The following is a 25,185-nucleotide window of genomic DNA, read 5'->3' as shown; positions in this document are numbered from 1 at the left end:
GCAAGCCGCGTTACTGCCACACCACGATGCGGGCGTGATAGGGAACGCGCTCGTAGAGATCGATGACGTCCTGATTGATCAGCCGCACGCAGCCCGACGATACGGCCTTGCCGATCGAGCGCCATTCGGGATTGCCATGCAGGCGGTAGAGCGTGTCCTGCCCGTTCTGGAAGATGTACAGCGCACGGGCGCCGAGCGGGTTCTTGAGACCCGGCTCCATGCCGCCGTTCTCAATGGAATATCGCTCGAGCTCCGGCTGGCGCGCCACCATTTCCCGCGGCGGCTTCCAGCGTGGCCATGCCTGGCGCCAATGGATGACGCCTTCGCCCTGCCAGGCGAAACCCTCGCGGCCGATGCCGACGCCGTAGCGCATGGCGGTGCCGCCGGGTTCGACGACATAGAGGAAGCGTTTGGGCGTATCGACAACCACCGTGCCAGGCGCTTCGCCGGTGGGGTCGACGACACGCTGGCGATAGAATTTCGGGTCCATCTGCTGGTAGGGGATGGCCGGGATCAGGAAGCCGCCGTCGGACACCGGTCCGTACATCACCGCCAGTTCGGCGTCGGAGGGAGTGGTGACCGGACGCGTGACCGGCTGCGGCGCGGGGGATTGGCGATCCGCGAACGCTCGGTGGCGCAGCCGGCCAGGACGGCCGTGGCCGAGGCCATGCCGAACAGCATGCTGCGGCGTGTAGTGACGATATTTGTAGACATAACGACTCGATTCAATTTCCGGGGAGGAAGAACGTCTCCTGTCTAGCGCCCCGCTTTCGCCGGCGTCCCGGCGACGGCCATCACATTTGCGGCATTGAGTCTGTTCCGCGTCGGGCTGTTACATCATCGCGACAGCGATCATCGCGACAGCGATCATCGCGACGAGCCATGATCGGGATCGACGAGTCGCTGGCCGACGTCTCCGAGCTCTCGCCGCTCCATCGCCAGAACAGGTCGCGCCATTTCGATGCGGCGCCGACCGGGGCTCGCTCAGGCGCGGCGCGGCAGCACGCGGTCGGGCGGGCGGTGGCCGTCGAAATAGGTGCGGATGTTGATGATCACCTTCTCGCCCATGTCGATGCGGCCTTCGATGGTCGCCGAGCTCATATGCGGCAGCAGCACCACCTTGTTCTCATGGGCGAGCTTCAGGAGCTTCGGATTGACGACAGGCTCGTTCTCGAACACGTCGAGGCCGGCGCCGGCGATCTTGCCCTCGCGGATGCATTTGATCAGCGCCGTCTCGTCCACCACGCCGCCGCGGGCGGTGTTGACCAGATAGCTGGTCGGCTGCATCAGCGCCAGCCGTCGCGCCGACATCAGGTGATAGGTCGCGGGCGTCGAGGGACAATTGACCGAGACGATGTCGACGCGAGCCAGCATCTGGTCGAGACTGTCCCAATAGGTGGCTTCGAGCGACGCCTCTGTCTGCGGGCTGACCCGGTGGCGATTGTGGTAATGAATGGCGAGGCCGAAGGCCTTGGCGCGCCGCGCCACCGCCGTGCCGATGCGGCCCATGCCGATGATGCCCAGCCGCTTGCCCCAGATCCGGTGCCCGAGCATCCAGGTGGGCGACCAGCCTTCCCAGTCGCCTTTGCGGTCGGTCAGCACGCGCGCGCCTTCGGCGAGCCGGCGCGGCACGGAGAGGATCAGCGCCATCGCCATGTCGGCGGTGTCCTCGGTCAGCACATTCGGCGTGTTGGTGACGGTGATGCCCTTGCGGGCGGCGGCCTCGACATCGATATGGTCGATGCCGTTGGAAAAGCTGGCGATCAGCTTGAGCTGCGGCCCGGCGGCCTCGATCAGCTCCGCGTCGATTCGGTCGGTGACGGTGGGGACAAGGACATCCACCCGTTCCATGGCGGCGACGAGCTCCGCCCGCGATCGCGGCTTGTCGTCGATATTGAGCTCGGCCTCGAACAATTCGCGCATCCGGGTTTCCACCGGATCGGGCAGCTTGCGGGTAATGTAGACCAGAGGCTTTTTCTTGTTCGACATGCGAGCTTCCGCGATCCTGTTGACGGCCCGTTAACCAAGTTGGGCGATGCTCCCGGCGGTAAGCATAGTCTTAATCAGACCCGCCTGTGAAAACAATCGCTTCCTTCTGCGAGGGCGGCGTCCGGCCCTGTTCTTCCCCGGCAAGTGGTCTGGCCGGAGTGTCCATATGACAAAGCGCAAATCAGCAGTTTTCATCGTCGCCCTGCTCGCTCTCTCCGCCGGTCTTGCGGCGCCGATGGAGGCGTTCGCCCAGGCGGCCAAGGGGTCGACCGGCCTGCCATTGCCGCGTTTCGTGTCGCTCAAGGCCAGGAAGGTCAATCTGCGCGTCGGGCCGGGGCAGGACTATGCGGTCTCCTGGCTCTACACCAAGTCGGGCCTGCCGGTGGAGGTGATCCAGGAATATGACAATTGGCGGCGCATTCGCGACGCCGAGGGCGCCGAAGGTTGGGTGTTTCATTCTCTGCTGTCGGGCGACCGCAGCGCGCTCGCGGCCCCCTGGATGCGCAACAAGGGCGCTGATGTGTTCGTCAACATGCGCGGCGATTCGCGTGAGAGCGCCGGCGTCGTCGCCCGGCTGCAGCCGGGCGTGGTCATCAAGATCGACGAATGCAATGGTCAATGGTGCCACGGCGAGGCCCAGGGCGTCGAGGGCTGGGTGAGCCAGGCCGAAATCTGGGGCGCCTATCCGGGCGAAGCCTTTACAAAATAAAGCCGGCGTCCAGCGCGGCCTGGCGCAGAGAGCTTTGCACGCGCGGTCCGATATGCTGGATCACCAGGCCCGCGGCGAGGCTGCCCAGGCGACCGCAATCCGGCAGGCCGAAACCGTTGGTGTAGCCGAACAGGAACCCCGCTGCATAGAGATCGCCCGCGCCGGTCGTATCCACCACCGTGTCCACCTTCAGCGGCTCAACCGGAATGCGCTCGCCCTTGGCGACGATGATCGAGCCTTCTTCGCTCAGCGTCACCGCGGCGAGGTCGCAATCCCGAGCGATCATGTCGAGCGCGCCGTCGAAATCCGAGGTCTGGTAGAGCGCCAGCAGTTCGGCGCGATTGGCGAAGACGATGTCGACGGTCTTCGAGCGCATGAGGTCGAGGAATTCGTCGCGCCAGCGATCGACGCAGAAACTGTCCGACATCGTCATCGACACTTCGCGGCCGTTATCATGGGCGATGCGGGCGCATTCGCGGATCGCCTGCTTGGCGCGCGGCGGATCCCAGAGATAGCCTTCGAAATAGGTGACCTTGGACTTGGCGACCACCTCCGGCTCGACGTCCTCGACGCCCAGTTCGACGCAGGCGCCGAGATAGGTGTTCATCGAGCGTTCGCCGTCGGGGGTGATGAAGATCATCGAGCTCGCGGTGGGCGGCGTGCCGCCGAGCGGCGGGGTGGCGAAATGCACGCCCTGCGCCTTCATGTCGTGAGCGAAGATCTCGCCGAGCTTGTCTTTCGAGGTCTTGCCAAAATAGGCCGCCTTGCCGCCGAAGCTCGCGACGCCCGACGCGGTGTTGCCGCCGGCGCTGCCTCCCGAGGCTTCGATCGCCGGCCCCATGCGCGAATAGAGCAGCGCCGATCGTTCGGCGTCGATGAGATTCATCGCGCCTTTGGCGATCTCGTTGTCGACGAGAAAATCTTCTTCGCAGCGGGAGAGAATGTCGACGATCGCATTGCCGATCGTGAGCACATCGAAAGCTGTCATTGCCAAGCCTTGCAGGGTTCTTTTTCATGCAAGCTATGGCTTATTTCCGATGTCCGGAAAAGGGCGGAAGGCGGCGAGAAACGCCGCCCTCCGCAAAAATGTCACTCTGTCAGCCGTTGGTGGCCAGCACGACCACCTGATCGCCCTCGGAGAACGTCACCTTCTGGGTCTTGACTGGATTGATCTTGACGCCGCCAAGGCGGCGATCGTCAGCGGCAACGCCGCGCTGGCGATAGCCGATCACGGTCTCGCCGCGCATCAGGCCGGCCAGCGTCAACTGGTAGAAATCCACCGTCGCGCCTGGTTGCACGTAATTGGACGCCGGGCGGAGATAGAGTTCCGCGCCCTCTTCATCGAGCAGGCTGCCGAAAATGCGCGCCATGAACTCGTTCTCGGCCGCCTGCGCGAGCATCAAGCTGACCAGCTTGTTGCTGACCACGAAGTCGTCGGCCTTGGAGACTTCGGCCAGTTCGCGGTTGCGCACGTCGATCATTTCGGAGACGACGCTGGAGCGGCGACCGGCTTCCTCGGCGATCTGGCGCAGATGCAGCAGCGTGACCAGCGTGCGCGTGTCGGCCGGCTGCGGATCGAGATCCTCGTTGTAGCCGAGCACCAGAATGTGATCGTAGGACAGCGGATCGAGGGCGCGGATTACAGCCCGTGAGGACGAATTGGCGTGGCGAATGTCGAGGGTGAGATTGTCGGAAGCGAGACGAATGCCCGCGGTCTTGCCGGCGAGATCAGGCGTATCGGCGACGATCGTCAGCACCGAGCCGGGCGCCACGAAGCGCGACAGTTCCGTGGCGATCAACGGCGCGCGGCGATTCCAACCGAGAAGCAGCGTGCGCTCGGGCTTGATCGCATCGGTTCGGGCGGCGTTGAACATCGACGTGTCGATGCCGCCCTGCAGGCCTTTGACTTCGATGGCGTCGTCGTCTTCGGCGATGACGATCAGGCGTTCGTCCGGGAGGATCTTGCGGTCTTTCGCCGGATTGAGCTCGACCTTGCCGTCGGCGGTGACGAGACCAATCAGGGTCGACGTCTCGAACGCCAGGCAACCCTGGCCATAGAAGCGGCCGGCGAGCGGTTCGGCGTCGATCGTATAGATTTCCGATCCGTCGAAATCGAGCAGTTCGGTGTAGACGGCGCTGAGGCCAGGCTGACGGCTGGAGTGAACGACGATGCGCGAGATCAGGTCGTCGGCCAGCACCAGTTGCGTTTCGTCTCCGCCGACGATCGCGCCGAGTTCGGCATTGTCGATGTCGCGGATCTCAGCCGCGACCCGGTATTTCTCGGTGCGGCGATGCGGATTTTGCGTGATGGCGAGAATGGTCTTGATGACGCTGGAATCGGGATCGGCGGCATCCGGAGACAGGATGACGATCGAGCGCGATGCATTGGGGTTGACGATCGCGAGATCGGTGAGATCGGTGGGATCGCCCGAGCGGCAGATCACCTTGGTGTTCTTGAGGTCGTCGATCTTGGCGGAGATTTCGTCTTCCATCTCCACCTTGTCGCGATCGGCCATGATGACGATGCGCGGATTGCGGCGGCTCTCATTGGCGATAACGAGTTCGGAGATCACGTCGAAGATCGACGGCGACCAGTTGAGGATGATCGTGTGCTCTTCTTCCAGCACCTGCGAGCGGCCCTTGCGCAGCTCGTCCAGCTTGCTTTCGATGCCGGAAGACAAAATACCGATGAGGGTCGAGACGACGAAGATGCCGGCCAGCGTGACAAGCAGCATCACGAAACGGAACACCCAGCCGGTGTCGCCGCCCATCGTGCCGGCGTCCAGCGTGCGCATCAGCGACTCCCACATGGCCTCGGCGAAAGTCAGCGCCTCGCCGTCCGCCTGGGTGAGGCCGGTCAGCGAGATGATCGCGCCGAACACCATGATGATGACCAGTGAGATGATGCCGAGCCAGCCGATCAGCGCGCCTGTGCCGGCCGCCATGGTCTGGTCGAACCAATAGCGAAGTTTGCTGGTAAATTTGACGTTGTTTTTCACGCGTGCCCCCGAGAACCGCTGCGGCTTTCGCCGGCGTTACAGCACTATCGCCGACGAAAGCGCAAGACTTTGAAACCATACCCAAAAATGACGGTTAACAGGCGTGGTTTATTCGTCGGCTAATGGCCTGCCGACCGCCGAATGACCCTCACCAGGCGCCTTTTTCCTCGCGCACGATCTCATGCAGAAAGTCCGCGACGATACGGACACGGGCGAGATCGCGGACGCTTTCATGAAAGATCGTCCAGTAGCTGCGGGTGATTGAAACGTCAGGCAGCACCCGAACGAGATCTCCATGCTGGCGGGCGATGTAATTATGAAGGATGCAGACGCCTGCGCCGGCCCTGACGGCCTCGGTCTGGCCGATCGCCGAGGAGATCTCGAAGCCCGCCGACCAGTTGCGCATCACTTCGCCGGTGAAGTTCAGCGATTGCGAGAAGATCAGGTCCTCGACATAGCCGATGCGTCGGTGCGACTTGAGGTCCTCGCCGTCGACGGGCATGCCGAAGCGCTCGATATAGCCGCGCGATGCGTAGAGACCCAGCGTGTAGTCGGTGAGCTTGGAGGAGACGAGCCGGCCCTGTTCCGGTCGCTCGAGCGTGACCGCGATATCGGCCTCGCGGCTGGAGAGCGAAAAGGAGCGCGGCACCGGCACCAACTGAATACGCAGTTCCGGATGCCGCTCGATCAGCCGGCCCATGCGCGGGGCGAGAAAGGACACGCCGAACCCATCCGGCGCGCCGATGCGCACCGTGCCGGCGATTGCCGCGTCGGTGCGGCCGAGCCGGGCCTGCGCCTCCAGCATTTCGTTTTCCATCCGTTCGGCGGACAGAAGGAAAGTCTCGCCTTCGGCGGTGAGTTCACAGCCATTGGTGCGGCGGATGAACAGCCGGGTCTCCAGCGCCTCTTCCAGCGATGTCAGTCGCCGCGACAGCGTGGCGTGATTGAGGCCGAGGCGCCGTGAGGCGGCGAGAATCTGGCCGGTTCGGGCGACGGCGAGGAAGATGCGGATGTCGTCCCAATTCATCGGCGCTCACCGGAGAAGCGCGGGAGCGATAGGCCCCCGCGCGGGTTCAAAATCAGGACAGAGCGGCGACGAGGCCGGCGGTCGAAGAATCGAGTCCGTCCGTTCCCTTCTTGCCCTGCACCACGGGCAGAAGGCCGGTCGCGAGTTCCTTACCGAGTTCGACGCCCCATTGGTCGAAAGAGTTGATGCCGAACAGAACGCCTTCGACGAAGACGCGATGCTCGTAGAGCGCGATCAGGCGGCCGAGCGCGAACGGCGTCAGACGGTCATAGACGAAGGTGATCGACGGGCGGTTGCCGGTGAAGACGCGATGCGGCGCGATATGGTCGATCTTGGCCTGATCCCAGCCCATGCCGGAAAGCTGCGCCTTGGCTTCCTCCAGCGTACGGCCCTTCAGCAGCGCCTGCGATTGCGCCAAGCAATTCGACATCAGAAGTTCGTGCTGATAGCGCAGCTCCGGCTCGAAGCCGGTCTTGGCTATCATGAATTCGACCGGGATCGTGTCGGTGCCCTGATGCAGGAGCTGGAAGAAAGCGTGCTGGCCGTTTGTGCCCGGCTCGCCCCAGACGACGGGGCCGGAGGAGCCGTCAACCGGGCTGCCGTCCATGGTCACGCCCTTGCCGTTGGATTCCATGTCGAGCTGCTGCAGATAGGCCGGAAAGCGGCTGAGGCGCTGGTCATAGGGAATGACGGCGCGCGACGTGTAGCCCAGCGCGTTGCGCTGATAATAGCCGATAAGGCCGAGAAGCATCGGGATATTTCTGTTGAGCGGCGCCGAGCGGAAGTGGTTGTCCATCGCATGCGCGCCGTCGAGGAATTCGCCGAAGGCCTTCTCGCTGATGGCGATCATCAGCGGCAGGCCGATGGCCGACCAGATCGAATAGCGGCCGCCGACCCAATCCCAGAAGCCGAACACGCGGCTGGGATCGATGCCGAAGGCGGCGACCTTGTCGAGCGCGGTCGAGACGGCGGCGAAATGGTGCTGCACCGCGCCTTCGCCGAGCGCCTTGGCGATGAAGGCGCGCGCCGTCTGCGCATTCGTCATCGTCTCGATGGTGGTGAAGGTCTTGGACGCCACGATGAACAGCGAGGTCTCGGGATCGAGAAGCTTGAGCGTGTCGGCGATATGGGCCGCGTCGATATTGGAGACGTAATGCAGGCGCGGGCCGTCGTGATAGGGCGCGAGCGCCAGCGTCGTCATCACCGGGCCGAGGTCGGAGCCGCCGATGCCGATATTGACGACATCGGTGATCTTCTTGCCGGTGGCGCCGGTGATGGCGCCGGAGCGGACGCCTTCGGCGAATTTGCCCATTGCGGCGATGACCGCGTTGACGTCGCCCATCACATCCCGGCCGTCGACGAGCACGGGCGCGTTGGAGCGGTTGCGCAGCGCGGTGTGGAGAACGGCGCGTCCTTCGGTGAAGTTGATGATCTCGCCCTTGAACATCGCCTCGCGCTTGCCGGCGACATCGGCGGCGGCGGCGAGTTCGGTGAGCAGCGCCATGATCTCGGTGTTCACCGCCGTCTTCGAATAATCCATCAGCAGATCTTCGAACCAGGCGTGATAGGCGTCGAATCGACCGGAATCGGCGGCGAAGGCGGCGCGGATATCGGTGGCCTTCGTGGCTTGGGCGGCTTCCTTCAACTTGGCGAGGATAGTGTGCACGGTCTTCTCCCGGTGTTCATGCTGGCCGGAAACTAGCCATTTCAATCGATTGTATCAAGGCTGCGTCGCGCGCTTGGTCTTGGCGGTCGCAACTGCCTCGGCGGGACGGATGCGCAGGCGGGTGACGCGGTTCTTCAACCGCTTCATCACGATAAAGCGCTTGCCGTGAAAGGTGAAGGCCTGACGTTCGTCAGGAATGGAGCGGGACTCGTGGATGACGAGGCCGGCGATGGTGGTGGCCTCGCTGTCGGGCAGGCTCCAGCCCATGGCGCGGTTGAGATCGCGGACGGTGACGGCGCCGTCGACGACGATGGAGCCGTCGGCCTCCTTGCGGACGCCTTGTAGGCCGATGTCGCGATCGTCGGTCATGTCGCCGAGCACGTCTTCGAGAATGTCCTGCATGGTGACCATGCCCTGCATGTCGCCATATTCGTCGACGACGATGGCGAAATGCGTGTTGCGCTTGAGGAAAGCGCCGAGCTGGTCGCGCAGGCTGGTGGTTTCGGGCACGAACCACGGCTTGTCGGCGATCTTGACGATGTCGAGCGTCTCGGCGGTCGCGCCGGGTTCGGCGAGCGCCCTGAGCAGGTCTTTGGAATGCAAGACGCCGATGATGTTGTCGATCGAGCCGCGCCACACCGGCATGCGGGTGAAGGGGCTGTCGAGGATCGCCCTTATATTGACCTCGGGCGGATCGTCGGCGTTGAGCGCCTTCATCCGGGTGCGGTGGATGAGGATGTCGGCGATTTCGCGTTCGTCGAGTTCGGCCCAGCCCTGCGGTTTCTCGCGGCCGTTTTGCGCGCCGTTGCGCCCATTCTGCGGCGCGGGAGCGCTGTCGTCATGGCGTTCGGCCTCTGTGACAGGGTCGGGCCGCCCGATCAGGGACAGCCAGAGACGTCGCCAGAGGCCGGTCTCGCGCATGGCTCAGCCTCGCTTTTCCCGGAGAAACGACAGGACTTCGGAGGCCGGCACGTCGTCGGCGACGAAGCTTTCGCCCAGGCCCCGGGTCAGGATGAAGGTGAGCTTGCCGCCCTTGACCTTCTTATCCTGGGTGATGGCCTCCAGCAGCGCTTCCGCCGGCGGCAGTTCGCCGGGGATTTCGTCCATGCGCGTCGGCAGGCCGACCGCCCTGAGATGCGCTTCGACGCGGGTCGCGAGATCGGGGCTCGCCAGATTCATGCGCGCCGAGAACTGATGGGCGAGCACCATGCCGATCGACACGCCTTCGCCATGCACCAGCCGGGCGGAATCGTAAGCGGTGGCGGCTTCCAGCGCATGGCCGAACGTGTGGCCGAGATTGAGCAGCGCGCGCAGGCCGTTTTCCCGCTCGTCCGCGGCCACGACATCCGCCTTGGCCTGGCAGGACACGGCGATGGCCTGGATGCGGGCGTCGCCGCCGGCAAAGACGTCGCGCCAGTTGTTCTCCAGCCATTCGAAGAAATCGGGCTTGTCGATCAGGCCGTATTTGGCGACTTCGGCATAGCCGGCGCGGAATTCCCGCGGCGAGAGCGTCGTCAGCGTGTCGCTGTCGGCCAGCACGAGATCGGGCTGGTGGAAGACGCCGATGAGGTTCTTGCCCTGGCGGGCATTGATGCCGGTCTTGCCGCCGACGGAGGAATCGACCTGAGCCAGCAGCGAGGTCGGGATCTGGATGAAGCGGGTTCCGCGGCGCACGATGCCGGCCGCAAAGCCGGTGAGATCGCCGATCACGCCGCCGCCCAGCGCGATCACCGCGTCGTTGCGTTCGATCTTGGCGTCGAGCACGTGATCGGTCACCGCCATCAGATGTTCATAGCTCTTGGTCTTCTCGCCGGCGGGCAGGGTCAGCGGATGCACTGTGATGCCCTGAGCCGCGAGGCTCTCGGTCAGGGGGCCGAGATAGATCGCGCCGACATGCTCGTCGGTGATCACCGCCATGCGCTTGCCCTTGAGGCGGCTGGCGATGGCGTCCCCCGCCTTGGCGATCAGGCCGGGCCCGATCAGAATGTCGTAGGCGCGGTCGCCGAGATCGACATGGACGGTGCGGGCGGCCTCAATGCTCATGGGTCTTTTCCATTCTCGGGCTCAGGAAGGGTTCCGGCGATCGCCGCGATCACCTCGTCCGCCACCTGTTCTTTCTTTACGTCGCGCGATTTTACCTTCAGATGCGCCTCGGCATAGGTCGGGTAACGGGCGATCATCAGGTCTTCGAGCGTCTTCTTGGGATTTTCGGTGCGCAGCAGCGGCCGGGTGTCGCGCTTGCTCACCCGCTCCCACAGCGTTTCGAGATCGGCGTCGAGCCAGAGCGACAACCCGTTGTGGCGAATGGCGTCGCGAGTCTCCGCCGTCATGAAGGCGCCGCCGCCGGTCGACAGCACGCGCGGGCCGGTGCGGAGCAGCCGCCGGATCACCCGGCTTTCGAGCTTGCGGAATTCCGGTTCGCCATAGGCTGCGAAAAGTTCGGAGATGGTCATGCGCGAAACGCGCTCGATCTCATGGTCGGAATCGACGAAGGGGATGGCGAGTTCATGGGCGACGATCTTGCCGATCGCCGATTTTCCCGCCCCCATCAGCCCGACGAGAACGAGATTGCGCTTGCCGAGCGCCCGGCGTGCGCGTTCGGCGCTGTCGTCGCCGGCGTGGCTGAACACGTCCATCTGACCCTTTCCCCGGCCGCGGCCGTCATCATCTTTGGTTCCTATCGGAAAAACTCGCGCTTGCGTCAAGCGGCGGCGGGAAGGACCTCCGGGATTTGCTCAATTTCGAAGGACTCTGTAAAGAGTTGGGGAACTAGTTTCGCGGTCTGTCTGCAAGTCCGCCGGATGTCGAGGCCCATGCCCACCCTTTTCAGATTTCTTTATTGGTGCGCCATTCTCATCGGGTTCGTCTACGCCATCCTGTTTTCGCTCGCTTATCTGGTGGAGCCGCGCGAACGGCCGGCGGTGATCGAAATCCCGGCCGCCCGCACCAATCCCGCGCCATGAGGGAAAAGTCATGAACGATCTTTCCGCGGCGCATGCGGAAGCCTTTCTGGAGATGATGAGCGCCGAGCGCGGCGCGGCGCACAACACGCTCGTCTCCTATGAGAAGGACCTCGACGAAGTCCGCGCTTTCCTGAAAACGCGCGGCGCCACTTTGTTGACGGCGAGTTCGGACGATCTGAAGGCCTTTCTCTCCCATATGACCCAGGAGGGCTACAAGGCCTCCTCACAGGCGCGCCGGCTGTCGGCCATCCGTCAGTTCTATAAGTTCCTCTATGCCGAAAATCTGCGCGGCGACGACCCGACCGGCATTCTCGACGCTCCAAAGAAAGGTCGCGCCCTTCCCAAGACGCTGAGCGAGAACGAGGTCAACAAGCTCTTGGCGCTGGCCGCCGAAGAGGCGAAGGCGGAAGGGCCGGGCAGGCTCGACCGTCTCAGGCTGCTCGCGCTCGTCGAACTCTGCTACGCCACCGGCATGCGCGTCAGCGAACTCGTCTCGCTGCCGGCCCGCGTGCTGGCCGAGGAAGAGCGCTTCCTGATCATCAAGGGCAAAGGAAACAAGGATCGGCTGGTTCCGCTGACCCGGGCGGCGATCGCGGCGCTGGCGGCCTTCGGAGAGGAGCTCCGGCGCATCCATGGCGACCGCGAGTTCGACTTCCTGTTTCCCGCCGACAGCGCTTCGGGTCATCTCGCCCGCCAGGTCTTCGCGCGCGATCTCAAGGCGCTCGGCGCCCGCGCCGGCATCTCGGTCGACAGACTGTCGCCGCATGTGATCCGCCACGCCTTCGCCAGCCATCTGCTCGCCCATGGCGCGGATCTCCGCGTGGTTCAGGAACTGTTGGGACATTCCGACATTTCCACGACACAAATCTATACCCATGTATTGGATGAAAAGCTCAGGGAACTGGTGGAAACGCATCACCCTCTTGCCAAACAGGCCAAAAACAGGGATTAGACCCGCAAAACCCACGGCCAGACGCTGAACTGGAAAGCCGGAACGGAAGCTGATGTACAATTATCTCGATTTCGAAAAACCGATCTCCGATCTCGAAGGCAAGATTCTCGAACTCAAGAATATCGCGACCGAGAACGAGAGCATCGACACGTCGGAAGAGATCGGACGGCTGGAAGCCCGCGCCCGCGACGCCATGGCCGACATCTATTCCAAGCTGACGCCGTGGCAGAAGACCCAGGTTGCGCGCCATCCGCAGCGGCCGCATTTCGTCGAATATCAGAAGGCGCTGTTCACCGAATTCACGCCGCTGGCCGGCGACCGCAAATTCGCCAATGACGACGCCATCCAGGCCGGCTTCGCACGCTTCCGCGGCCAGCCGGTGGCGCTGATCGGCCAGGAAAAAGGCAGCGACACCAAATCGCGCCTCAAACACAATTTCGGCTCGGCGCGACCCGAAGGCTATCGCAAGGCGATCCGCATCATGGAGCTCGCCGACCGGTTCAATATGCCGATCGTGACGCTGGTCGACACCGCGGGCGCCTATCCCGGCGTCGGCGCGGAAGAGCGCGGCCAGGCCGAAGCCATCGCCCGCTCCACCGAAACATGCCTGAACGCGCGCGTGCCGATCGTCTCGGTTGTGATCGGAGAAGGCGGCTCGGGCGGCGCCATCGCCATCGCCACCGGCAATCGCGTCTACATGCTCGAACATGCGATCTATTCGGTGATCTCGCCGGAAGGCGCGGCCTCCATTCTCTGGCGCGATTCCGCCCGCGCCAAGGAAGCCGCCTCCAACATGAAGATCACCGCCGAGGACCTGAAAGCGCTCGGCGTCATCGATGGAATCATCCCGGAGCCGGTAGGCGGCGCCCATCGCGATCCGGAGCGCGTCATCGCCGCCACCGGCGACGTGATCGCTTCGGCTCTGACGGAACTGGCGCAGAAAAATGATCTGCGCGCCGAGCGCCGGCAGAAATTTCTCGAAATGGGACGTAATCTGTAAGCTTTTCGCGCTTCGTCGCCAAAACTCGGCCATATTCGCGCCGCTCTCTTGCCGCGTCGCCGAAAGCGCGCCCGTATCAGAGCTAGGGCTTTGATATGATTAACGGGATGTGAATATTCCGTTAACGGTTTCTGCTCTATAAGGCGTAGCTGACGTGATTCCCGGCCTGCTCAGGGGCCCTTTATGTGATGGCGGACATGGTTGCAAAGCGTATCGGCATGGGTTTGGCGATGGTTCTCGCTCTCGGAGCGTTGGCTGGTTGCACCCAGGACACGCTCGAAATCGTCGCGGTCAACAATCGCGTCGAACATCCTCTGCCGGCCAAGATGCAGCAGAAGCTCCGCAAGCTGAACATTTCCACCTCCTCCCCGATCATGATGCGCATCTTCAAGGAAGAAGAGGTGATGGAGATCTGGAAGGCGGATGTGAACAACCGCTACCAGCTCGTGGCCAGCTATCCGATCTGCGCCTGGTCGGGCCAGCTGGGGCCGAAGAAGAAGGAAGGCGACCGCCAGGCGCCGGAGGGCTTCTATACCGTCGCGCCCGGCCAGATGAACCCGAATTCCAGCTATTACCTGTCGTTCAACATCGGCTATCCCAACAAATATGATCGCGCCTATGGACGCTCTGGAAGCAATCTGATGGTGCACGGCGCCTGCTCGTCGTCTGGCTGCTATTCGATGTCGGACGCCGCCGTGTTACAGATCTACGCTTTCGCGCGCGACTCCTTCCGCGGCGGGCAGAAGGCGTTTCAGATCCAGGCTTTCCCCTTCCGCATGACGGCCGACAACATGGCCAAGCACCGTTCGTCAGAGCATTTTCCGTTCTGGCAGAACCTGAAGACCGGCTACGACTATTTCGAGATCACCAAGCGGCCCCCGGAAGTCGAGGTCTGCGAGAAGAAATATGTCTTCAACCAGACCGGCGGTCGTTTCAGCGCCGCGGGCAAGTGCCCGGCCGATTCCACGCCGCAGGCGCTGCTGAGCGCCTACGCCTCCTATGACAAGACCTACCAGACCGAATTCGCCAAGGCCTCGGCCAAGTGGGGTCCGAACGACTGGAAGGACGTGGCCGAATTCGATCGCAAGGCGCAGGAACGCCTCGAGCGGCGGATGGGCAAAAGAAGAACATTCCGAACGACGCCGAATATGTGCTCGTCGATCCCTCCGCCAAGCTGACGCCGACCTCGGACACCGTCACCAGCTATTCGGCGGCTTACGCCAAGGTCGAGGCGATCAAGAACAACGAGCCGCCGAAGGTCGAGTATATCTCGGTCGCCGAACTCGAAGCGCGCAAGAAGGCTGCGGACGCCAAGCGCAAGGAAGAGGAACGGCTGGCCAAGGCCCAGGGACGCGTCAAGGCGCCGATCCCCGAGCCCAATCCGATCAAGCCGGTCATGCAGGCCGCCGCTCAGCCGGCTGCGCAGGACGACACGTCCGTCTGGTCCTTCTTCCGCCGCAAGCCGCCGCAAAGCGCGCCGACACAGCAGGCCAGCGCCGATCCCGCCGCCGCCATGCCGCAGGCCGCAACAGCGTCTGCGCCGGCTGAAAAAGCCGCCAGAGCGGCGACGGCCAAGTCCCCGTCGTCGCTCCCAAGCCTGCGACGCCGGCCGGACAGCTCGCCTCTGCGGAACAGCCCACGGCGCCCTTGCAGACCGCCCCCGCGCCCGAGCAGAAAAAGCCGTTCTGGAAAGTCTGGTGATGCTTCCGGGCGAGCCCGATCTCGTGCTCGATCTCAAGGGTCTGAAATGCCCTTTGCCGGTGTTGAAATCGCGAAAGGCGATGGCCTCGCTGTCAAGCGGCGCGCTGCTGCGCGTCCTGACGACCGATCCTTTGGCGGGGCTGGACATTCCGCATTTCTGCCGTGAGGACGGTCATACGCTGATTGCCCAGGAGCGCGGCGAACAAGGGCATGTCTTCCTCATTCGCCGCGGCTGACGGCCTCAGACCAGTTTCTGCTTCAGGAATTCGACGGTGCGCGACCAGGCGAGATCGGCGGCCTTCTTGTCGTAGCGCGCCGCCGACGTGTCGTTGTTGAAGGCGTGGTTGACGCCGTCATAGATGAAGATCTGAAAATCCTTCTTGTCGGCGTCCAGCGCCTGCTTAAAGGCGTCGATGCCCTTGTTGATGCGGTCGTCGAGGCCGGCGTAATGCAAGAGAAGCGCCGCCTTGATTTTCGGCACATCCTCGACCGGCGGCTGCTGCGCGCCGTAATAGGCGACGGCGGCTTTGAGTTCAGGCGCGGCGGCGGCGAGGAGATTGACCTGCTTGCCGCCCCAGCAGAAGCCGACAGCGCCGATCGCGCCGGTGGAGCGCGGATGCGTCTTCAGAAACGCCATGGCCGCCATCAGGTTTGACGTGGTCATCGGCTGGTCGAGCTTGGAAATGTCCTCCCGCGCCTGATCCTCGTTGGCGGGCGTGCCGCCCGACGGCGACAGGAGGTCGGGCGCGATCGCCAGGAAGCCTTCGAGCGCCATCCGCCGGGTCACATCCCTGATATGATCGTTGAGACCGCGATTTTCGTGGATCACGATCACGGTCGGCAGTTTGCCCGGCCTGTCCTTGGGCGCGGCGATATAGGCCGAGATTTCGCCGGGCGCGCCGCGATAGGTGGTCGTGGCGGTTTCCAGCCGGTCGTCGTCGGGAGCGATGATTTCCGCCTGTGCGGCGCTCGCTCCGATCAGCGGGGCAATGGCGGCGGCCGCGCCGGCGGAGCCCGCCAACAGCTGCAGCTTGCGCATGAAATCGCGCCGGTCGAGCGTCAGATGGGTGTATTCGTCATAGGCGTCGATCATCGCCTGGGTGATTTTCGGCTTGTCCATGGCGGCCTCCTTCATGGCTGAAGGCGACAATGACCCGGACAAGGCGCGAAAATCGAGGCGAAAGCGCCGAAGAATGCCGACGCTCTCGTCAAAACAATGTGATGGAACCGGACGGGCGCCCGGCTTGTTTCAACTGGTTATTCGATATGCCAGCCATGGCTGACGATGACCGACTGGCCGGTCAGCGCATTGGTCTCGAAGCCGGCGAAGAACAGCGCGACTTCGGCGACGTCCTCGATCGTGGTGAATTCGCCGTCGACCGTCTGGCCCAGCATCACCTTCTTGACCACCTCCTCCTCGGAAATGCCCAGCGTCTTGGCCTGTTCCGGGATCTGCTTCTCGACCAGCGGCGTGCGCACGAAGCCCGGGCAGATGACGTTGGAGCGGATCTTGAAGGGGCCGCCTTCCTTGGCGACCGAGCGGGCGAGGCCGAGCAGCCCGTGCTTGGCTGTCACATAGGCGGCCTTCAGCGGCGAGGCCTCCTTGGAATGCACCGAGCCCATATAGATGATCGCGCCGCCGCCCTGCTTCTGCATCAGCGGAATGCAGGCCTTGGTGGTGAGGAAGGCGCCGTCGAGATGGATGGCGAGCATCTTCTTCCAGTCGGCGAAGGGGAACTCCTCGATCTTGTGGACGATCTGGATGCCGGCGTTGGAGACGAGGATGTCGACGCGGCCCCAGGTCTCGGCGACCTTGGCGACGCCGGCATTGACCGCGTCCTCATTGGTCACGTCCATCTCCACGCCGATGGCTTCGCCGGGGCCCAGTTTGGTGAGTTCCGCGGCGGCGGCGTTGGCGGCGTCAATCTTGAGATCGGCGATGGCGACGCGCGCGCCTTCCTCGACATAGCGCTTGGCGATGCCGTAGCCGAGGCCGCTGGCGGCGCCGGTGACGATGGCGACTTTGTCCTTCAGTGTCATGGCTTTCTCCTCATGCTTGCGGCGCGTTACGCCCAGCTCTTCCAGTGATCGATGGCGACGAAGCCATCTTGGGGAATTTGACGATGTCTCCAGCTCTCGCAGGACAGCGTTTCCATGACGTCGTCATAGCCCGCCTTCCAATGCTCCTCCATGGTCAGCCGCGAGAACTCGTTGTCCATGGAATGGGTCTCATAGGCCTTGCGCCGGTAGATCAGGTGCACGACGGTCACCGCGCCCATATCCTCCTGGCGGCGCAGGAATTTGACGTCGGGGTCGTCGGCGAGGTCGGCGGGCAGCTTCTTGAGCAGCCGGCGGATGGCCTTGTCGATCCGCTCGTTACGGGCCGCCTCGTTGGTGTTCATGCGCGTGCGGCTCGAAAAGCGGATTTCCTTCTCGCGCGCCAGCACGTCGGAAATATCCTGCGGCATGCGGCCGCGCGCCGAAAACAGGTCGACCTGGAAGATGCAGAGATCGTCGGATGTCTTGCGCTGGTCCATCACCCATTGCAGCGGCGTGTTGGACACCAGCCCGCCGTCCCAATAGAAATTGCCGTCGATCTCCACGGGCGGAAATCCCGGCGGCAGCGCGCCGGAAGCGGCGATGTGGCGGGCGGTGATCCTGTCCTGGAAATTGTCGAAATAGGCGAAGTTGCCGTTGACCACATTGACCGCCCCCACCGACAGCCGGACCTTGCGGCGGTTGATCAGGTCGAAATCCACGAGCTCATCGAGCGTGTCGATCAACGGCGTCGTGTCGTAGAGACTGATCCGCGCCTCGGGCTTGGTCAGGTATTGCAAAGGCAGAAAAGCCTGCGGCAGATAGAAGCCGTTGACGCCCGTCAGCGCATTGAGCGCGGCTGAATATTCGTTGAACCATTTGCGCGCCGGTTGGTCGAGCATGAAGGGCAGGGCGGACGGGCCGGAGGAGACTTTTTCCCAGAACTGCCTGAGATGCTCGACGCGCTTCTCCACCGGACTGCCTGTGATGATGGCGGAATTGATCGACCCGATCGAAATGCCGGCGATCCATTCCGGCCTGACGCCGCTGACATGCAGCGCTTCATAGGCGCCCGCCTGATACGCGCCGAGCGCGCCGCCGCCCTGCAGCACCAGGATCTTCTTGTCGTGTCCATTCTCCATGCTCGGTCCTTCCAGTCGTCGACGACAGCGACGTTACCTGGAGCATATGGAAATTCGATGTGCGCTGCACAAATTAAATTGTCGCAATATCGATGGGCGGTTGCCTCAGGGGATGTCAGGCTCGATCGGGCGACAGATCCTGGGTCGCCCGATGCCCATTCATTATTCTCTTTGTGGCTCAGAAAATAAACTGAGACTCCTGCAGATCCTCTATAGCAACTCCCTTTAAAACCAATTCTCTATCTCTCCCCAAGTCAATGGTCGTGTTGTCTAAATGTTTGAGCGTTGAATCTTTAAACCATTCAACAGCGTGGTTTTCAGTCAAATCCTTGAAATCTTCGACAATGGAAAATTCGGATAAATCGATTTTATCTTGTTCTTTTCCAAGGGTGGATAAGTCGTATACAAGGAGCTCGTCGAATCCTTTTTCCAATACGATCAAGTCTGACCCCCTGACTTTAAACTCAAAGTATCGATGCCGCCATTGCTCTTGATGACGTCGCTTCCAGCCCCGCCGTCGAAGTTTTCGTTTCCCGCTCCTCCGATCAGGGTGTCATTCCCCGCGCCGCCGTTCAAATAGGTGTATTCTACAGACCTTGAGGAGCCGATGATCAGATCGTCGCCGCTCCGGCCATCAATCGTCCAATACGATCCACTCGCATTCGTCATATCGATCTTGTCGGAATCGTCCGAGCCGAAGATTTTCCAATCTTCGGGTTTTGAGAAACCCTTGAGCCAAGTGAAGTCTGCGGCGGACGAAAACTCAAGTATTTTTCGCAAATCCGTACCTCGAAACTTTTCGATAGTCTCAAACGCAGTCGGATCAACCTTTAGGCGAGACGTCTCGCTGAGATCAAGGATTTCGACCCCCTCAGCGACAGATTGGAGATGTTCGGGCCAGTCACCAGCAGGACGTCGCTTCCCTCTCCCCTGACACTGTCACCACCTTGTTCGATGCCGACCCGATCCGAAAAGTGTCATTTCCGGCCTCTCCTTTCAGAAGTTGCGCCTCAGAGCCGCTGTAGGAGATGTAATCGTCACCTGCGCCGCCGTATCCGGTGTTGACTCCGCTCTCAAGATAAATCTGGTCATCGCCGTCACCACCGAAGATTAGGTCATTTCCCGCGGCGCCGATGAGTTTATCCTTCCCGGCGCCGCCGTTGAGCCTGTCATTGCCTGCCCCGCCGTCCAAGCGGTCGTTGCCCTCGCCGCCAATTAGAGTGTCGTTTCCGACGTCGCCATTCAGCTGGTTGTTCCCAGCGCTGCCAAATATGGCATCATCTCCGCTGTCACCCGAAATGTTGCCGCTTGCGCCGATTTTCAGGATATCGTCTCCGCTTCCCCCATCAAGGTAGACGCGGACAGTATTTTTAGAAAAATCCAGAACGTCATCGTATTTGGATCCGGAGACATACCAATTCTTGGGCTTGCCCGTGAGATTGAGATAGTCGATTGCGGCCGCTTCTCTAAAACGTATGCTTGGAATATCTGAGGACTGACTCGCTATCTCTCTAAAGGTCTCTAGGTCAAAATTAGAAACGGAAACAGCCTCATCAATCACCAGTTTCTCGATGCCGCTAAAATTCAAGTTGTCCAACTTAAAGGCGGAAGTTTTCGAGGTTACCGATGTGAGGTCAAGGATGTCATAACCTTGGCCGCCATTGATTACGTCATCGCCTCCATCATAATAGATTGTGTCATTTCCACGTCCCCCGACAGAGTGTCCGACGTATCGCCGTCCCAGATTTCGTCGTCACCATCCTCGCCAAATAGAGCAACGCCTACGCCGTATTCGCGATCGGTGTTTCCCCACAGCGTGTCGTTTCCGGCTCCGGCATAGATAATATTGTAGACGTCTACGGATTCGTCTTCGTGAATAACATAGTCGAAGAACAATGTGTTTGCTGTGTCATCTCCACGGGTGACGAAGCCTTTGGTGACAGCCATTCGCGTATTCCTCTCAAGCGTATGCAAATGAAATCTAATTTAAGTTGCATACGAGTATTGTTCGATATCTCTGAACCAGCAAGACCAGTTCAAAACTATCCACCTGAATATATTGCGTTTACCTCACTCAACCTTATCCGATTGCAGGCGCGAAAAAACCCGCCAACGGCTTGGCGGGGTTTTTATAATTGGGAGTGATATAGGGGCTCACGCCCCGCCGGGATAGTTCGGGCTTTCGCGGGTTATGGTCACGCCGTGGGTGTGGCTCTCGCGCAGGCCCGCGCCGGAGATGCGCACGAAGGTCGCCTTGTCCTGGAAGTCGGGAATGGTCTCGCCGCCGACATAGCCCATGGCGGCGCGCAGGCCGCCTGCGAGCTGGTGGAGCACGGCGGAAACCGGTCCCTTGTAGGGAACCTGGCCTTCAATGCCTTCGGGAACCAGTTTCAGCGTGTCGCGCACTTCCGCCTGGAAATAGCGGTCGGCCGAGCCGCGCGCCATGGCGCCCACCGAGCCCATGCCCCGATAGGCCTTGAAGGAGCGGCCCTGGTAGAGATAGGTCTCGCCGGGGCTCTCGTCGGTGCCGGCCAGCAGCGAGCCTATCATGCAGGCCGAAGCGCCGGCGGCGATGGCTTTGGCGAGATCGCCCGAGAATTTGATGCCGCCGTCGGCGATCACCGGAATGCCGGCCTTGCGGGCCACGTCGACCGCGCCCATGATGGCGGCGAGCTGCGGCACGCCGACGCCCGCGACGATGCGGGTGGTGCAGATCGAGCCCGGGCCGATGCCCACTTTCACCGCGTCCGCGCCGGCGTCGATCAGCGCCTGCGTGCCGGCGGGCGTTGCGACATTGCCGGCCATGATGCGCACGGAATTGGAGATCTTCTTGGCGCGGGTCACGGCGTCGAGCACGCGCTGGGAATGGCCATGCGCGGTGTCGATGACGAGCAGGTCGACGCCCGCGTCGATCAGGCGCTCAGCGCGCTCGAAGCCGTCTTCGCCGACCGAGGTGGCGGCGGCGGCGCGCAGGCGGCCCTGGGCGTCCTTCGAGGCGTTCGGATTGAGCTGCGACTTTTCGATGTCCTTGACGGTGATGAGGCCGATGCAATGGCCGGCGTCGTCCACCACCAGGAGCTTCTCGATGCGGTGGTGATGCAGCAGCCGCTTGGCTTCGGCCTGATCGACGTTCTCCCGCACCGTGATCAGGTTCTCCCGCGTCATCAGCTCATAGATCTTCTGATTGGGATTGCTGGCGAAGCGGACGTCGCGATTTGTGAGAATGCCGACGAGGCGGCCGGTGCGGCCGCTATTGTGGTTTTCGACCACCGGAATGCCGGAAATGCCGTGCGCCTTCATCAGGCCGAGCGCTTCGGCGAGCGTGGCGTCGGGGCCGATGGTGACGGGATTGACAACCATGCCGCTCTCGAACTTCTTGACCTGGCGGACCTGTTCGGCCTGTTCTTCGGGCGAGAGATTGCGATGGATGACGCCGAGGCCGCCGGATTGCGCCATGGCGATGGCGAGACGGGCTTCGGTGACCGTGTCCATCGCCGCAGACAGCAGCGGCAGGTTCAGTTCGATGTCCTGGGCGATGGTCGTGGTGATGTTGGTCTGGCCCGGCATGACCTCGGAATGTCCGGGCTGCAAGAGCACATCGTCGAAGGTGAGGGCCTCTAGGCCGGTGATGGTCTCAATGATGCGGGCCATGCCATGTTCCTTATACCTGGCCGATGCGGCCGGGACGCCGCAAGCGGGAAAACCTTTCGGAAGATGACGAGGGCTGCTAACACGGAAAATGCGGGAAGGGAACTGCCTCCCGCATGAAAGTTCCATGAATTTTCGCAGGCGCGAAGAGCTGATTACTGATCGAGCGGTCGCGCCCGGGAATGGGAGCGGGGCCGATCAGAGCAAAAGCCGAGAAGTCGTCTCCGGCCGATGGAGCCGCGGCATAGGCTGCAATTGGAACCGGATCGGCGGCAGCGCTCGTCGCGGGTTCGTAATCCGCCCTTGCGGCGGCCCCGACAGAGGGCGCGCCGAGCACAATGGCGCAGGCCTTTGGAAGACTGGCGAGCGTCAACTGGCGTGGCTTTACCGGCTTGGCCGGCTTCTTCGGCGGCGTTTTCGGCTTGTTGTTCCCCCATGGTTCGTCGGTGAACCACCAGGCGAGCGGCTTGCCGCAGCCGTCGCCATCGGGCGGATCGGCCTGGTCGGTGCAGCCTTTGGCGCCCGGCGGGCACTTCATGCGGATATGGAAGTGATAATGATGGCCGTAGATCGGCCGAACCTTGGACAGAAGCGCGCGATTGCCCCGCCAGGTCTCGCAGAGCTTCTTCTTGATGCCGGGATGGACGAAGACGCGTTCGACTTCCGGATAGCTCGCCGCCGTCATGATGATGCGGGCATGCGCCGGCGTCCATTTGTTGGGATCGACGGTCAGCGCACCCTTGCGCAACACGGAGTTTTCCGGAAACGTCTCGCGCTCCTGATAGGAAAGCTGCCGGTTCGGCATCGGCGTCAGCCAGATATCGGCGTCCAGCCCGATCTGGTGGGAGGCGTGCCCCGTCAGCATGGGGCCGCCGCGCGGCTGCGAGATGTCGCCGACCAGGAGACCGGACCAGCCGGCCTTTTCCTGGCCGTCATGGGAGAGCCGCTCGAGCAGCGAGATCATGCGCGGATTGCCCCAGCGCCGATTGCGCGACAGATGCAACACCTGCCAGGCCGGCCCGTCGACCGGAATGGCGACGCCGCCCGACAGGCAGCCTTTGGCGTAGAAGCCGATCGACGCCGCTTGCCCCCGCGACGGCAGCGTGACCTTGCCGAACAATTGCTTGGCGGGCGTGGTCTCGTCCGCGACGGCGCCGAGCGCGCTCGCCGCTATCAAAATCGCGCCCAGCCCCGCCTTCATGATCTTCCGCATCAATGACGCATCCTTCCTTTGCCGTAGCGACCGCCGCAGCCGGCAGGTGATTTGCGGATCAGAATACATCAAACTTGGCTGAAATTGGCCGTCGCGCCGATTTGCGGGGAAAAGGACGCGCGGGAATGGCAAATTTGCCACGATCATTTTTTCACATAAGATAATAAGCAAGATTCGAACATCGAACAGCAGGCGTTTTTCATGGGCTTTTTCGCACGTTTGGGAATACTCACCCCGGCCATCGCGCTGATTGCGGGGCTGGCCGCAGCGCCGGCCTCTGCCGAGGAAGGGTTCTGGACCAACGGCGTTTCCAGCCTGGGAGAGCTGAAATACAAGCCGGGCTTCAGCCGCTTCGATTACGTGAATCCCGACGCGCCCAAGCGGGGCGTGCTGCGCATGTCGGAATTCGGCGTGTTCGATTCGCTCAATCCGATCCCCAACAAGGGTAACCTTGCTTTGCCGGCCGCGGCGCTGGTCTATGAAACCCTGATGAAGCCTTCGCTCGACGAACCCTTGTCGACCTATGGGCTGATCGCCGAAAGCGTCTCCTATCCCGAGGACTATTCCTCGGTCTCTTATCGTCTCCATCCCAAGGCTGCCTGGGCCGACGGCAAGCTCATCACCGTCGAGGATGTGATCTTCTCCTTCGACAAGGTGAAGGAATTCGATCCCGCCAAGGCGTTCTATTACCAGCATGTGATCAAGGCCGAGAAGACCGGCGAGCGCGAGGTGAAGTTCACCTTCGACGAAAAGAACAATCGCGACCTCGTCGCCACCGTCGGGCAGTTGACCATCGTGCCGAAACATTGGTGGGAGGGAGCCGACGCCCGCGGCGTCAAGCGCAACGTCGCCGCCACCACGCTGGAGCCGGTGATGGGCTCCGGCCCCTACAAGCTCGTGGCGATCTCCCCGGCTCGACGCTGACCTTCGAGCTTCGCGACGATTATTGGGGCAAGGACCTGCCGGTGAATATCGGCTACAACAATTTCAAAAGGATCGAATACACCTATTACGCCGATATCGACGTGGAATTCGAAGCCTTCCGCAGCGGCGACAGCGACTTCTGGGCCGAGAACGAAGCCAAGCGTTGGGCGACCGCCTATGATTTCCCGGCCGTGCAACAGGGCAAGGTCAAGAAAGAAGAGCTGCCCAACGACTACCGCTCATCCGGCGTGATGGTCGGCTTCATCCCCAATCTTCGTCGCGAGCAATTCCAGGATGCGCGGGTCCGCGAGGCGTTGAACTACGCTTTCGATTTCGAGACGCTGAAGCGAACGATCTTCTATGGTCAGTATAGCCGCATCAATTCCTATTTCTTCGGCTCGGAGCTGGCCTCGTCGGGACTGCCGCAGGGCAAGGAGCTCGACCTTCTCACAGCGCTCAAGGACGAGGTGCCGCCGAGCGTCTTCACCACGCCCTATTCCAATCCTGTCGCGGGCGACGAAGGCAAGCTCAGGCAGAATCTGCGCAAGGCGCTCGGTCTGTTCAAAGAGGCCGGCTGGGAGCTGAAAGGCGGCCGCATGGTCAACGCCCGAACCGGCAAACCCTTTCAGTTCGAGATCCTGCTCAGCTCCAACATCATCGAGCGCGTGGCGTTGCCCTTCGCCGCCAATCTCAAAAAGATCGGCGTCACTGCCACGGTGCGCTCCGTCGACGCCTCGCAATTCACCGAACGCTGGCGCAAGCGCGATTTCGACGTGATGTATCAGGGCTGGGCGCAGAGCCTCAATCCCGGCTCCGAACAGGCCGAATACTGGGGCTCGAAAGCCGCCGCCGCCGAGGGCACGCAGAACTATGCCGGCATCGCCAATCCCGCCATCGACGCGCTGATCCGCAAGATCATCTTTGCGCCCGATCGCGACAACCAGGTGGCCGCCGTCAAAGCGCTCGACCGTGTTCTCCTGCACAATCATTACATCGTCCCGTCCTATACGCTGCGAACCAGCCGCATCGCTTATTGGGACAAGTTCGAGCGCCCCGAGGAATTGCCGCATTATTCCTCCGGCTTTCCCTCGATTTGGTGGGCCAAGGGCCAATGAAGCCTGGCGAAAGCTTTTGAGGCTAGTGGAAGCGCGATATCTGACCAATCCGTCATGGAGACCTCGTTGCAGATCTTGACAGTCACGCCGCTTCGCGGCG

23 protein-coding genes and 3 pseudogenes are annotated in these 25,185 nt (G+C 62.3%); 7 read left to right on the top strand and 19 right to left on the bottom strand.

Translation table 11 applies throughout. The annotated features are described in order from the left end of the window. Nucleotides 1-10: 10 nt before the first annotated feature. Both H2O14_RS10110 and H2O14_RS10105 read right to left on the bottom strand, forming a co-directional pair. Nucleotides 11-714: pseudogene (locus H2O14_RS10110) on the bottom strand (L,D-transpeptidase). A gap of 270 nt (nt 715-984) precedes the next feature. Beyond that, nucleotides 985-1,989, bottom strand: a complete 1,005-nt coding sequence (locus H2O14_RS10105; protein WP_182827549.1) for a D-glycerate dehydrogenase — start codon at nt 1,987-1,989, stop codon at nt 985-987. Between the two features lie 166 nt (nt 1,990-2,155). Between H2O14_RS10105 and H2O14_RS10100 the strand changes: the two genes are divergently transcribed. Further along, nucleotides 2,156-2,698 carry an SH3 domain-containing protein gene (locus H2O14_RS10100; RefSeq protein ID WP_182827548.1) on the top strand — a complete coding sequence of 181 codons (543 nt, stop codon included), beginning with the start codon at nt 2,156-2,158 and terminating at the stop codon, nt 2,696-2,698. On the opposite strand, the gene H2O14_RS10095 is transcribed toward H2O14_RS10100, so the two are convergent. The 7 genes and pseudogenes from H2O14_RS10095 to H2O14_RS10065 all read right to left on the bottom strand — a co-directional run bounded on the left by H2O14_RS10095 (nt 2,688) and on the right by H2O14_RS10065 (nt 11,026). Continuing rightward, the gene (locus H2O14_RS10095) at nt 2,688-3,686 is read right to left on the bottom strand and encodes an adenosine kinase (protein ID WP_182827547.1); all 999 of its coding nucleotides are present in this window, start codon (nt 3,684-3,686) and stop codon (nt 2,688-2,690) included. The genes H2O14_RS10100 and H2O14_RS10095 overlap by 11 nt on opposite strands. 109 nt (nt 3,687-3,795) lie before the next feature. Next, nucleotides 3,796-5,697: a CASTOR/POLLUX-related putative ion channel gene (locus H2O14_RS10090; protein WP_312858586.1), complete on the bottom strand. Its 1,902-nt coding sequence runs from the start codon at nt 5,695-5,697 to the stop codon at nt 3,796-3,798. Nucleotides 5,698-5,845: 148 nt separating this feature from the next. After that, on the bottom strand, nt 5,846-6,724 hold the full coding sequence (locus H2O14_RS10085; protein ID WP_182827546.1) for a LysR family transcriptional regulator: 879 nt from the start codon (nt 6,722-6,724) through the stop codon (nt 5,846-5,848). Between the two features lie 52 nt (nt 6,725-6,776). Then, nucleotides 6,777-8,390 (bottom strand): glucose-6-phosphate isomerase, encoded by a 1,614-nt coding sequence (gene pgi / locus H2O14_RS10080; RefSeq protein WP_182827545.1) that lies wholly within the window; start codon nt 8,388-8,390, stop codon nt 6,777-6,779. A gap of 54 nt (nt 8,391-8,444) precedes the next feature. After that, nucleotides 8,445-9,152 (bottom strand): annotated as a pseudogene (locus tag H2O14_RS10075) (transporter associated domain-containing protein); the annotation flags it as partial. 162 nt (nt 9,153-9,314) lie between these two features. Further along, nucleotides 9,315-10,433 (bottom strand): 3-dehydroquinate synthase, encoded by a 1,119-nt coding sequence (gene aroB / locus H2O14_RS10070; RefSeq protein ID WP_182827543.1) that lies wholly within the window; start codon nt 10,431-10,433, stop codon nt 9,315-9,317. Beyond that, nucleotides 10,430-11,026, bottom strand: coding sequence for a shikimate kinase (locus H2O14_RS10065; protein ID WP_182827542.1), 597 nt, complete (start codon nt 11,024-11,026; stop codon nt 10,430-10,432). The genes aroB and H2O14_RS10065 overlap by 4 nt, the downstream gene beginning before the upstream one ends. A 177-nt stretch (nt 11,027-11,203) precedes the next feature. Between H2O14_RS10065 and H2O14_RS10060 the strand changes: the two genes are divergently transcribed. The 4 genes from H2O14_RS10060 (at nt 11,204) to H2O14_RS10045 (ending at nt 14,483) form a co-directional block, all read left to right on the top strand. Continuing rightward, nucleotides 11,204-11,353, top strand: coding sequence for a hypothetical protein (locus H2O14_RS10060; RefSeq protein WP_182827541.1), 150 nt, complete (start codon nt 11,204-11,206; stop codon nt 11,351-11,353). A 10-nt stretch (nt 11,354-11,363) separates the two neighbouring features. Next, nucleotides 11,364-12,305 (top strand): site-specific tyrosine recombinase XerD, encoded by a 942-nt coding sequence (locus tag H2O14_RS10055; RefSeq protein ID WP_182827540.1) that lies wholly within the window; start codon nt 11,364-11,366, stop codon nt 12,303-12,305. A gap of 52 nt (nt 12,306-12,357) precedes the next feature. Next, nucleotides 12,358-13,305 carry an acetyl-CoA carboxylase carboxyltransferase subunit alpha gene (locus H2O14_RS10050; RefSeq protein ID WP_182827539.1) on the top strand — a complete coding sequence of 316 codons (948 nt, stop codon included), beginning with the start codon at nt 12,358-12,360 and terminating at the stop codon, nt 13,303-13,305. A 188-nt stretch (nt 13,306-13,493) separates the two neighbouring features. Next, on the top strand, nt 13,494-14,483 hold the full coding sequence (locus H2O14_RS10045) for a murein L,D-transpeptidase family protein (RefSeq protein ID WP_182827538.1): 990 nt from the start codon (nt 13,494-13,496) through the stop codon (nt 14,481-14,483). A 232-nt stretch (nt 14,484-14,715) separates the two neighbouring features. Here the strand turns inward: H2O14_RS10045 and H2O14_RS10040 are convergent, their stop codons facing one another. After that, nucleotides 14,716-14,880, bottom strand: a complete 165-nt coding sequence (locus tag H2O14_RS10040; RefSeq protein WP_182827537.1) for a hypothetical protein — start codon at nt 14,878-14,880, stop codon at nt 14,716-14,718. A 125-nt stretch (nt 14,881-15,005) separates the two neighbouring features. Between H2O14_RS10040 and H2O14_RS10035 the strand changes: the two genes are divergently transcribed. After that, complete coding sequence (locus H2O14_RS10035) at nt 15,006-15,242, top strand: sulfurtransferase TusA family protein (protein WP_182829327.1); 237 nt, start codon at nt 15,006-15,008, stop codon at nt 15,240-15,242. Nucleotides 15,243-15,247: 5 nt separating this feature from the next. Here H2O14_RS10035 and H2O14_RS10030 read toward each other — a convergent pair whose 3' ends face one another. The 9 genes from H2O14_RS10030 to mepA form a co-directional block, all read right to left on the bottom strand. After that, nucleotides 15,248-16,126, bottom strand: coding sequence for a dienelactone hydrolase family protein (locus tag H2O14_RS10030; protein WP_182827536.1), 879 nt, complete (start codon nt 16,124-16,126; stop codon nt 15,248-15,250). Between the two features lie 137 nt (nt 16,127-16,263). Further along, a complete protein-coding gene (locus H2O14_RS10025; RefSeq protein ID WP_182827535.1) occupies nt 16,264-17,046 on the bottom strand; it encodes a 3-hydroxybutyrate dehydrogenase in 783 nt (260 codons plus the stop codon). 26 nt (nt 17,047-17,072) lie between these two features. Beyond that, on the bottom strand, nt 17,073-18,185 hold the full coding sequence (locus tag H2O14_RS10020; RefSeq protein WP_182827534.1) for a patatin-like phospholipase family protein: 1,113 nt from the start codon (nt 18,183-18,185) through the stop codon (nt 17,073-17,075). 178 nt (nt 18,186-18,363) lie between these two features. Next, on the bottom strand, nt 18,364-18,627 hold the full coding sequence (locus tag H2O14_RS10015) for a hypothetical protein (RefSeq protein WP_182827533.1): 264 nt from the start codon (nt 18,625-18,627) through the stop codon (nt 18,364-18,366). Beyond that, on the bottom strand, nt 18,624-18,965 hold the full coding sequence (locus tag H2O14_RS10010; protein ID WP_210275435.1) for a hypothetical protein: 342 nt from the start codon (nt 18,963-18,965) through the stop codon (nt 18,624-18,626). The genes H2O14_RS10015 and H2O14_RS10010 overlap by 4 nt, the downstream gene beginning before the upstream one ends. A 121-nt stretch (nt 18,966-19,086) precedes the next feature. Next, the gene (locus H2O14_RS10005) at nt 19,087-19,878 is read right to left on the bottom strand and encodes a calcium-binding protein (protein ID WP_409526948.1); all 792 of its coding nucleotides are present in this window, start codon (nt 19,876-19,878) and stop codon (nt 19,087-19,089) included. Then, nucleotides 19,851-20,132: a hypothetical protein gene (locus H2O14_RS10000; RefSeq protein WP_182827531.1), complete on the bottom strand. Its 282-nt coding sequence runs from the start codon at nt 20,130-20,132 to the stop codon at nt 19,851-19,853. The genes H2O14_RS10005 and H2O14_RS10000 overlap by 28 nt, the downstream gene beginning before the upstream one ends. Nucleotides 20,133-20,339: 207 nt before the next feature. Further along, nucleotides 20,340-21,836 carry an IMP dehydrogenase gene (gene guaB / locus H2O14_RS09995; RefSeq protein ID WP_182827530.1) on the bottom strand — a complete coding sequence of 499 codons (1,497 nt, stop codon included), beginning with the start codon at nt 21,834-21,836 and terminating at the stop codon, nt 20,340-20,342. A gap of 76 nt (nt 21,837-21,912) precedes the next feature. Then, nucleotides 21,913-23,046 carry a penicillin-insensitive murein endopeptidase gene (mepA, locus tag H2O14_RS09990; RefSeq protein ID WP_182827529.1) on the bottom strand — a complete coding sequence of 378 codons (1,134 nt, stop codon included), beginning with the start codon at nt 23,044-23,046 and terminating at the stop codon, nt 21,913-21,915. A gap of 201 nt (nt 23,047-23,247) precedes the next feature. On the opposite strand from mepA, the pseudogene H2O14_RS09985 reads away from it, so the two are divergent. Further along, nucleotides 23,248-25,085, top strand: a pseudogene (locus H2O14_RS09985) (extracellular solute-binding protein). Nucleotides 25,086-25,185 lie beyond the last annotated feature (100 nt).

Source organism: Rhizobium sp. G21 (assembly GCF_014158035.1).
Classification (GTDB): domain Bacteria; phylum Pseudomonadota; class Alphaproteobacteria; order Rhizobiales; family Rhizobiaceae; genus Rhizobium_E.
The sequence above is the reverse complement of the archived record's forward strand: the minus strand, read 5'-3'. Positions and strand labels throughout refer to the sequence as shown.

Excerpts from the sequence above, each read along its gene's own strand:
- H2O14_RS10105 (WP_182827549.1), bottom strand. The coding sequence starts at position 1,989 with ATGTCGAACAAGAAAAAGCCTCTGGTCTACATTACCCGCAAGCTGCCC.
- H2O14_RS10100 (WP_182827548.1), top strand. The coding sequence starts at position 2,156 with ATGACAAAGCGCAAATCAGCAGTTTTCATCGTCGCCCTGCTCGCTCTC.
- H2O14_RS10095 (WP_182827547.1), bottom strand. The coding sequence starts at position 3,686 with ATGACAGCTTTCGATGTGCTCACGATCGGCAATGCGATCGTCGACATT.
- H2O14_RS10085 (WP_182827546.1), bottom strand. The coding sequence starts at position 6,724 with ATGAATTGGGACGACATCCGCATCTTCCTCGCCGTCGCCCGAACCGGC.
- aroB (WP_182827543.1), bottom strand. The coding sequence starts at position 10,433 with ATGAGCATTGAGGCCGCCCGCACCGTCCATGTCGATCTCGGCGACCGC.
- H2O14_RS10065 (WP_182827542.1), bottom strand. The coding sequence starts at position 11,026 with ATGGACGTGTTCAGCCACGCCGGCGACGACAGCGCCGAACGCGCACGC.
- H2O14_RS10060 (WP_182827541.1), top strand. The coding sequence starts at position 11,204 with ATGCCCACCCTTTTCAGATTTCTTTATTGGTGCGCCATTCTCATCGGG.
- H2O14_RS10055 (WP_182827540.1), top strand. The coding sequence starts at position 11,364 with ATGAACGATCTTTCCGCGGCGCATGCGGAAGCCTTTCTGGAGATGATG.
- H2O14_RS10050 (WP_182827539.1), top strand. The coding sequence starts at position 12,358 with ATGTACAATTATCTCGATTTCGAAAAACCGATCTCCGATCTCGAAGGC.
- H2O14_RS10045 (WP_182827538.1), top strand. The coding sequence starts at position 13,494 with ATGGCGGACATGGTTGCAAAGCGTATCGGCATGGGTTTGGCGATGGTT.
- H2O14_RS10035 (WP_182829327.1), top strand. The coding sequence starts at position 15,006 with ATGCTTCCGGGCGAGCCCGATCTCGTGCTCGATCTCAAGGGTCTGAAA.
- H2O14_RS10030 (WP_182827536.1), bottom strand. The coding sequence starts at position 16,126 with ATGGACAAGCCGAAAATCACCCAGGCGATGATCGACGCCTATGACGAA.
- H2O14_RS10025 (WP_182827535.1), bottom strand. The coding sequence starts at position 17,046 with ATGACACTGAAGGACAAAGTCGCCATCGTCACCGGCGCCGCCAGCGGC.
- H2O14_RS10020 (WP_182827534.1), bottom strand. The coding sequence starts at position 18,185 with ATGGAGAATGGACACGACAAGAAGATCCTGGTGCTGCAGGGCGGCGGC.
- H2O14_RS10000 (WP_182827531.1), bottom strand. The coding sequence starts at position 20,132 with ATGGCTGTCACCAAAGGCTTCGTCACCCGTGGAGATGACACAGCAAAC.
- guaB (WP_182827530.1), bottom strand. The coding sequence starts at position 21,836 with ATGGCCCGCATCATTGAGACCATCACCGGCCTAGAGGCCCTCACCTTC.
- mepA (WP_182827529.1), bottom strand. The coding sequence starts at position 23,046 with ATGCGGAAGATCATGAAGGCGGGGCTGGGCGCGATTTTGATAGCGGCG.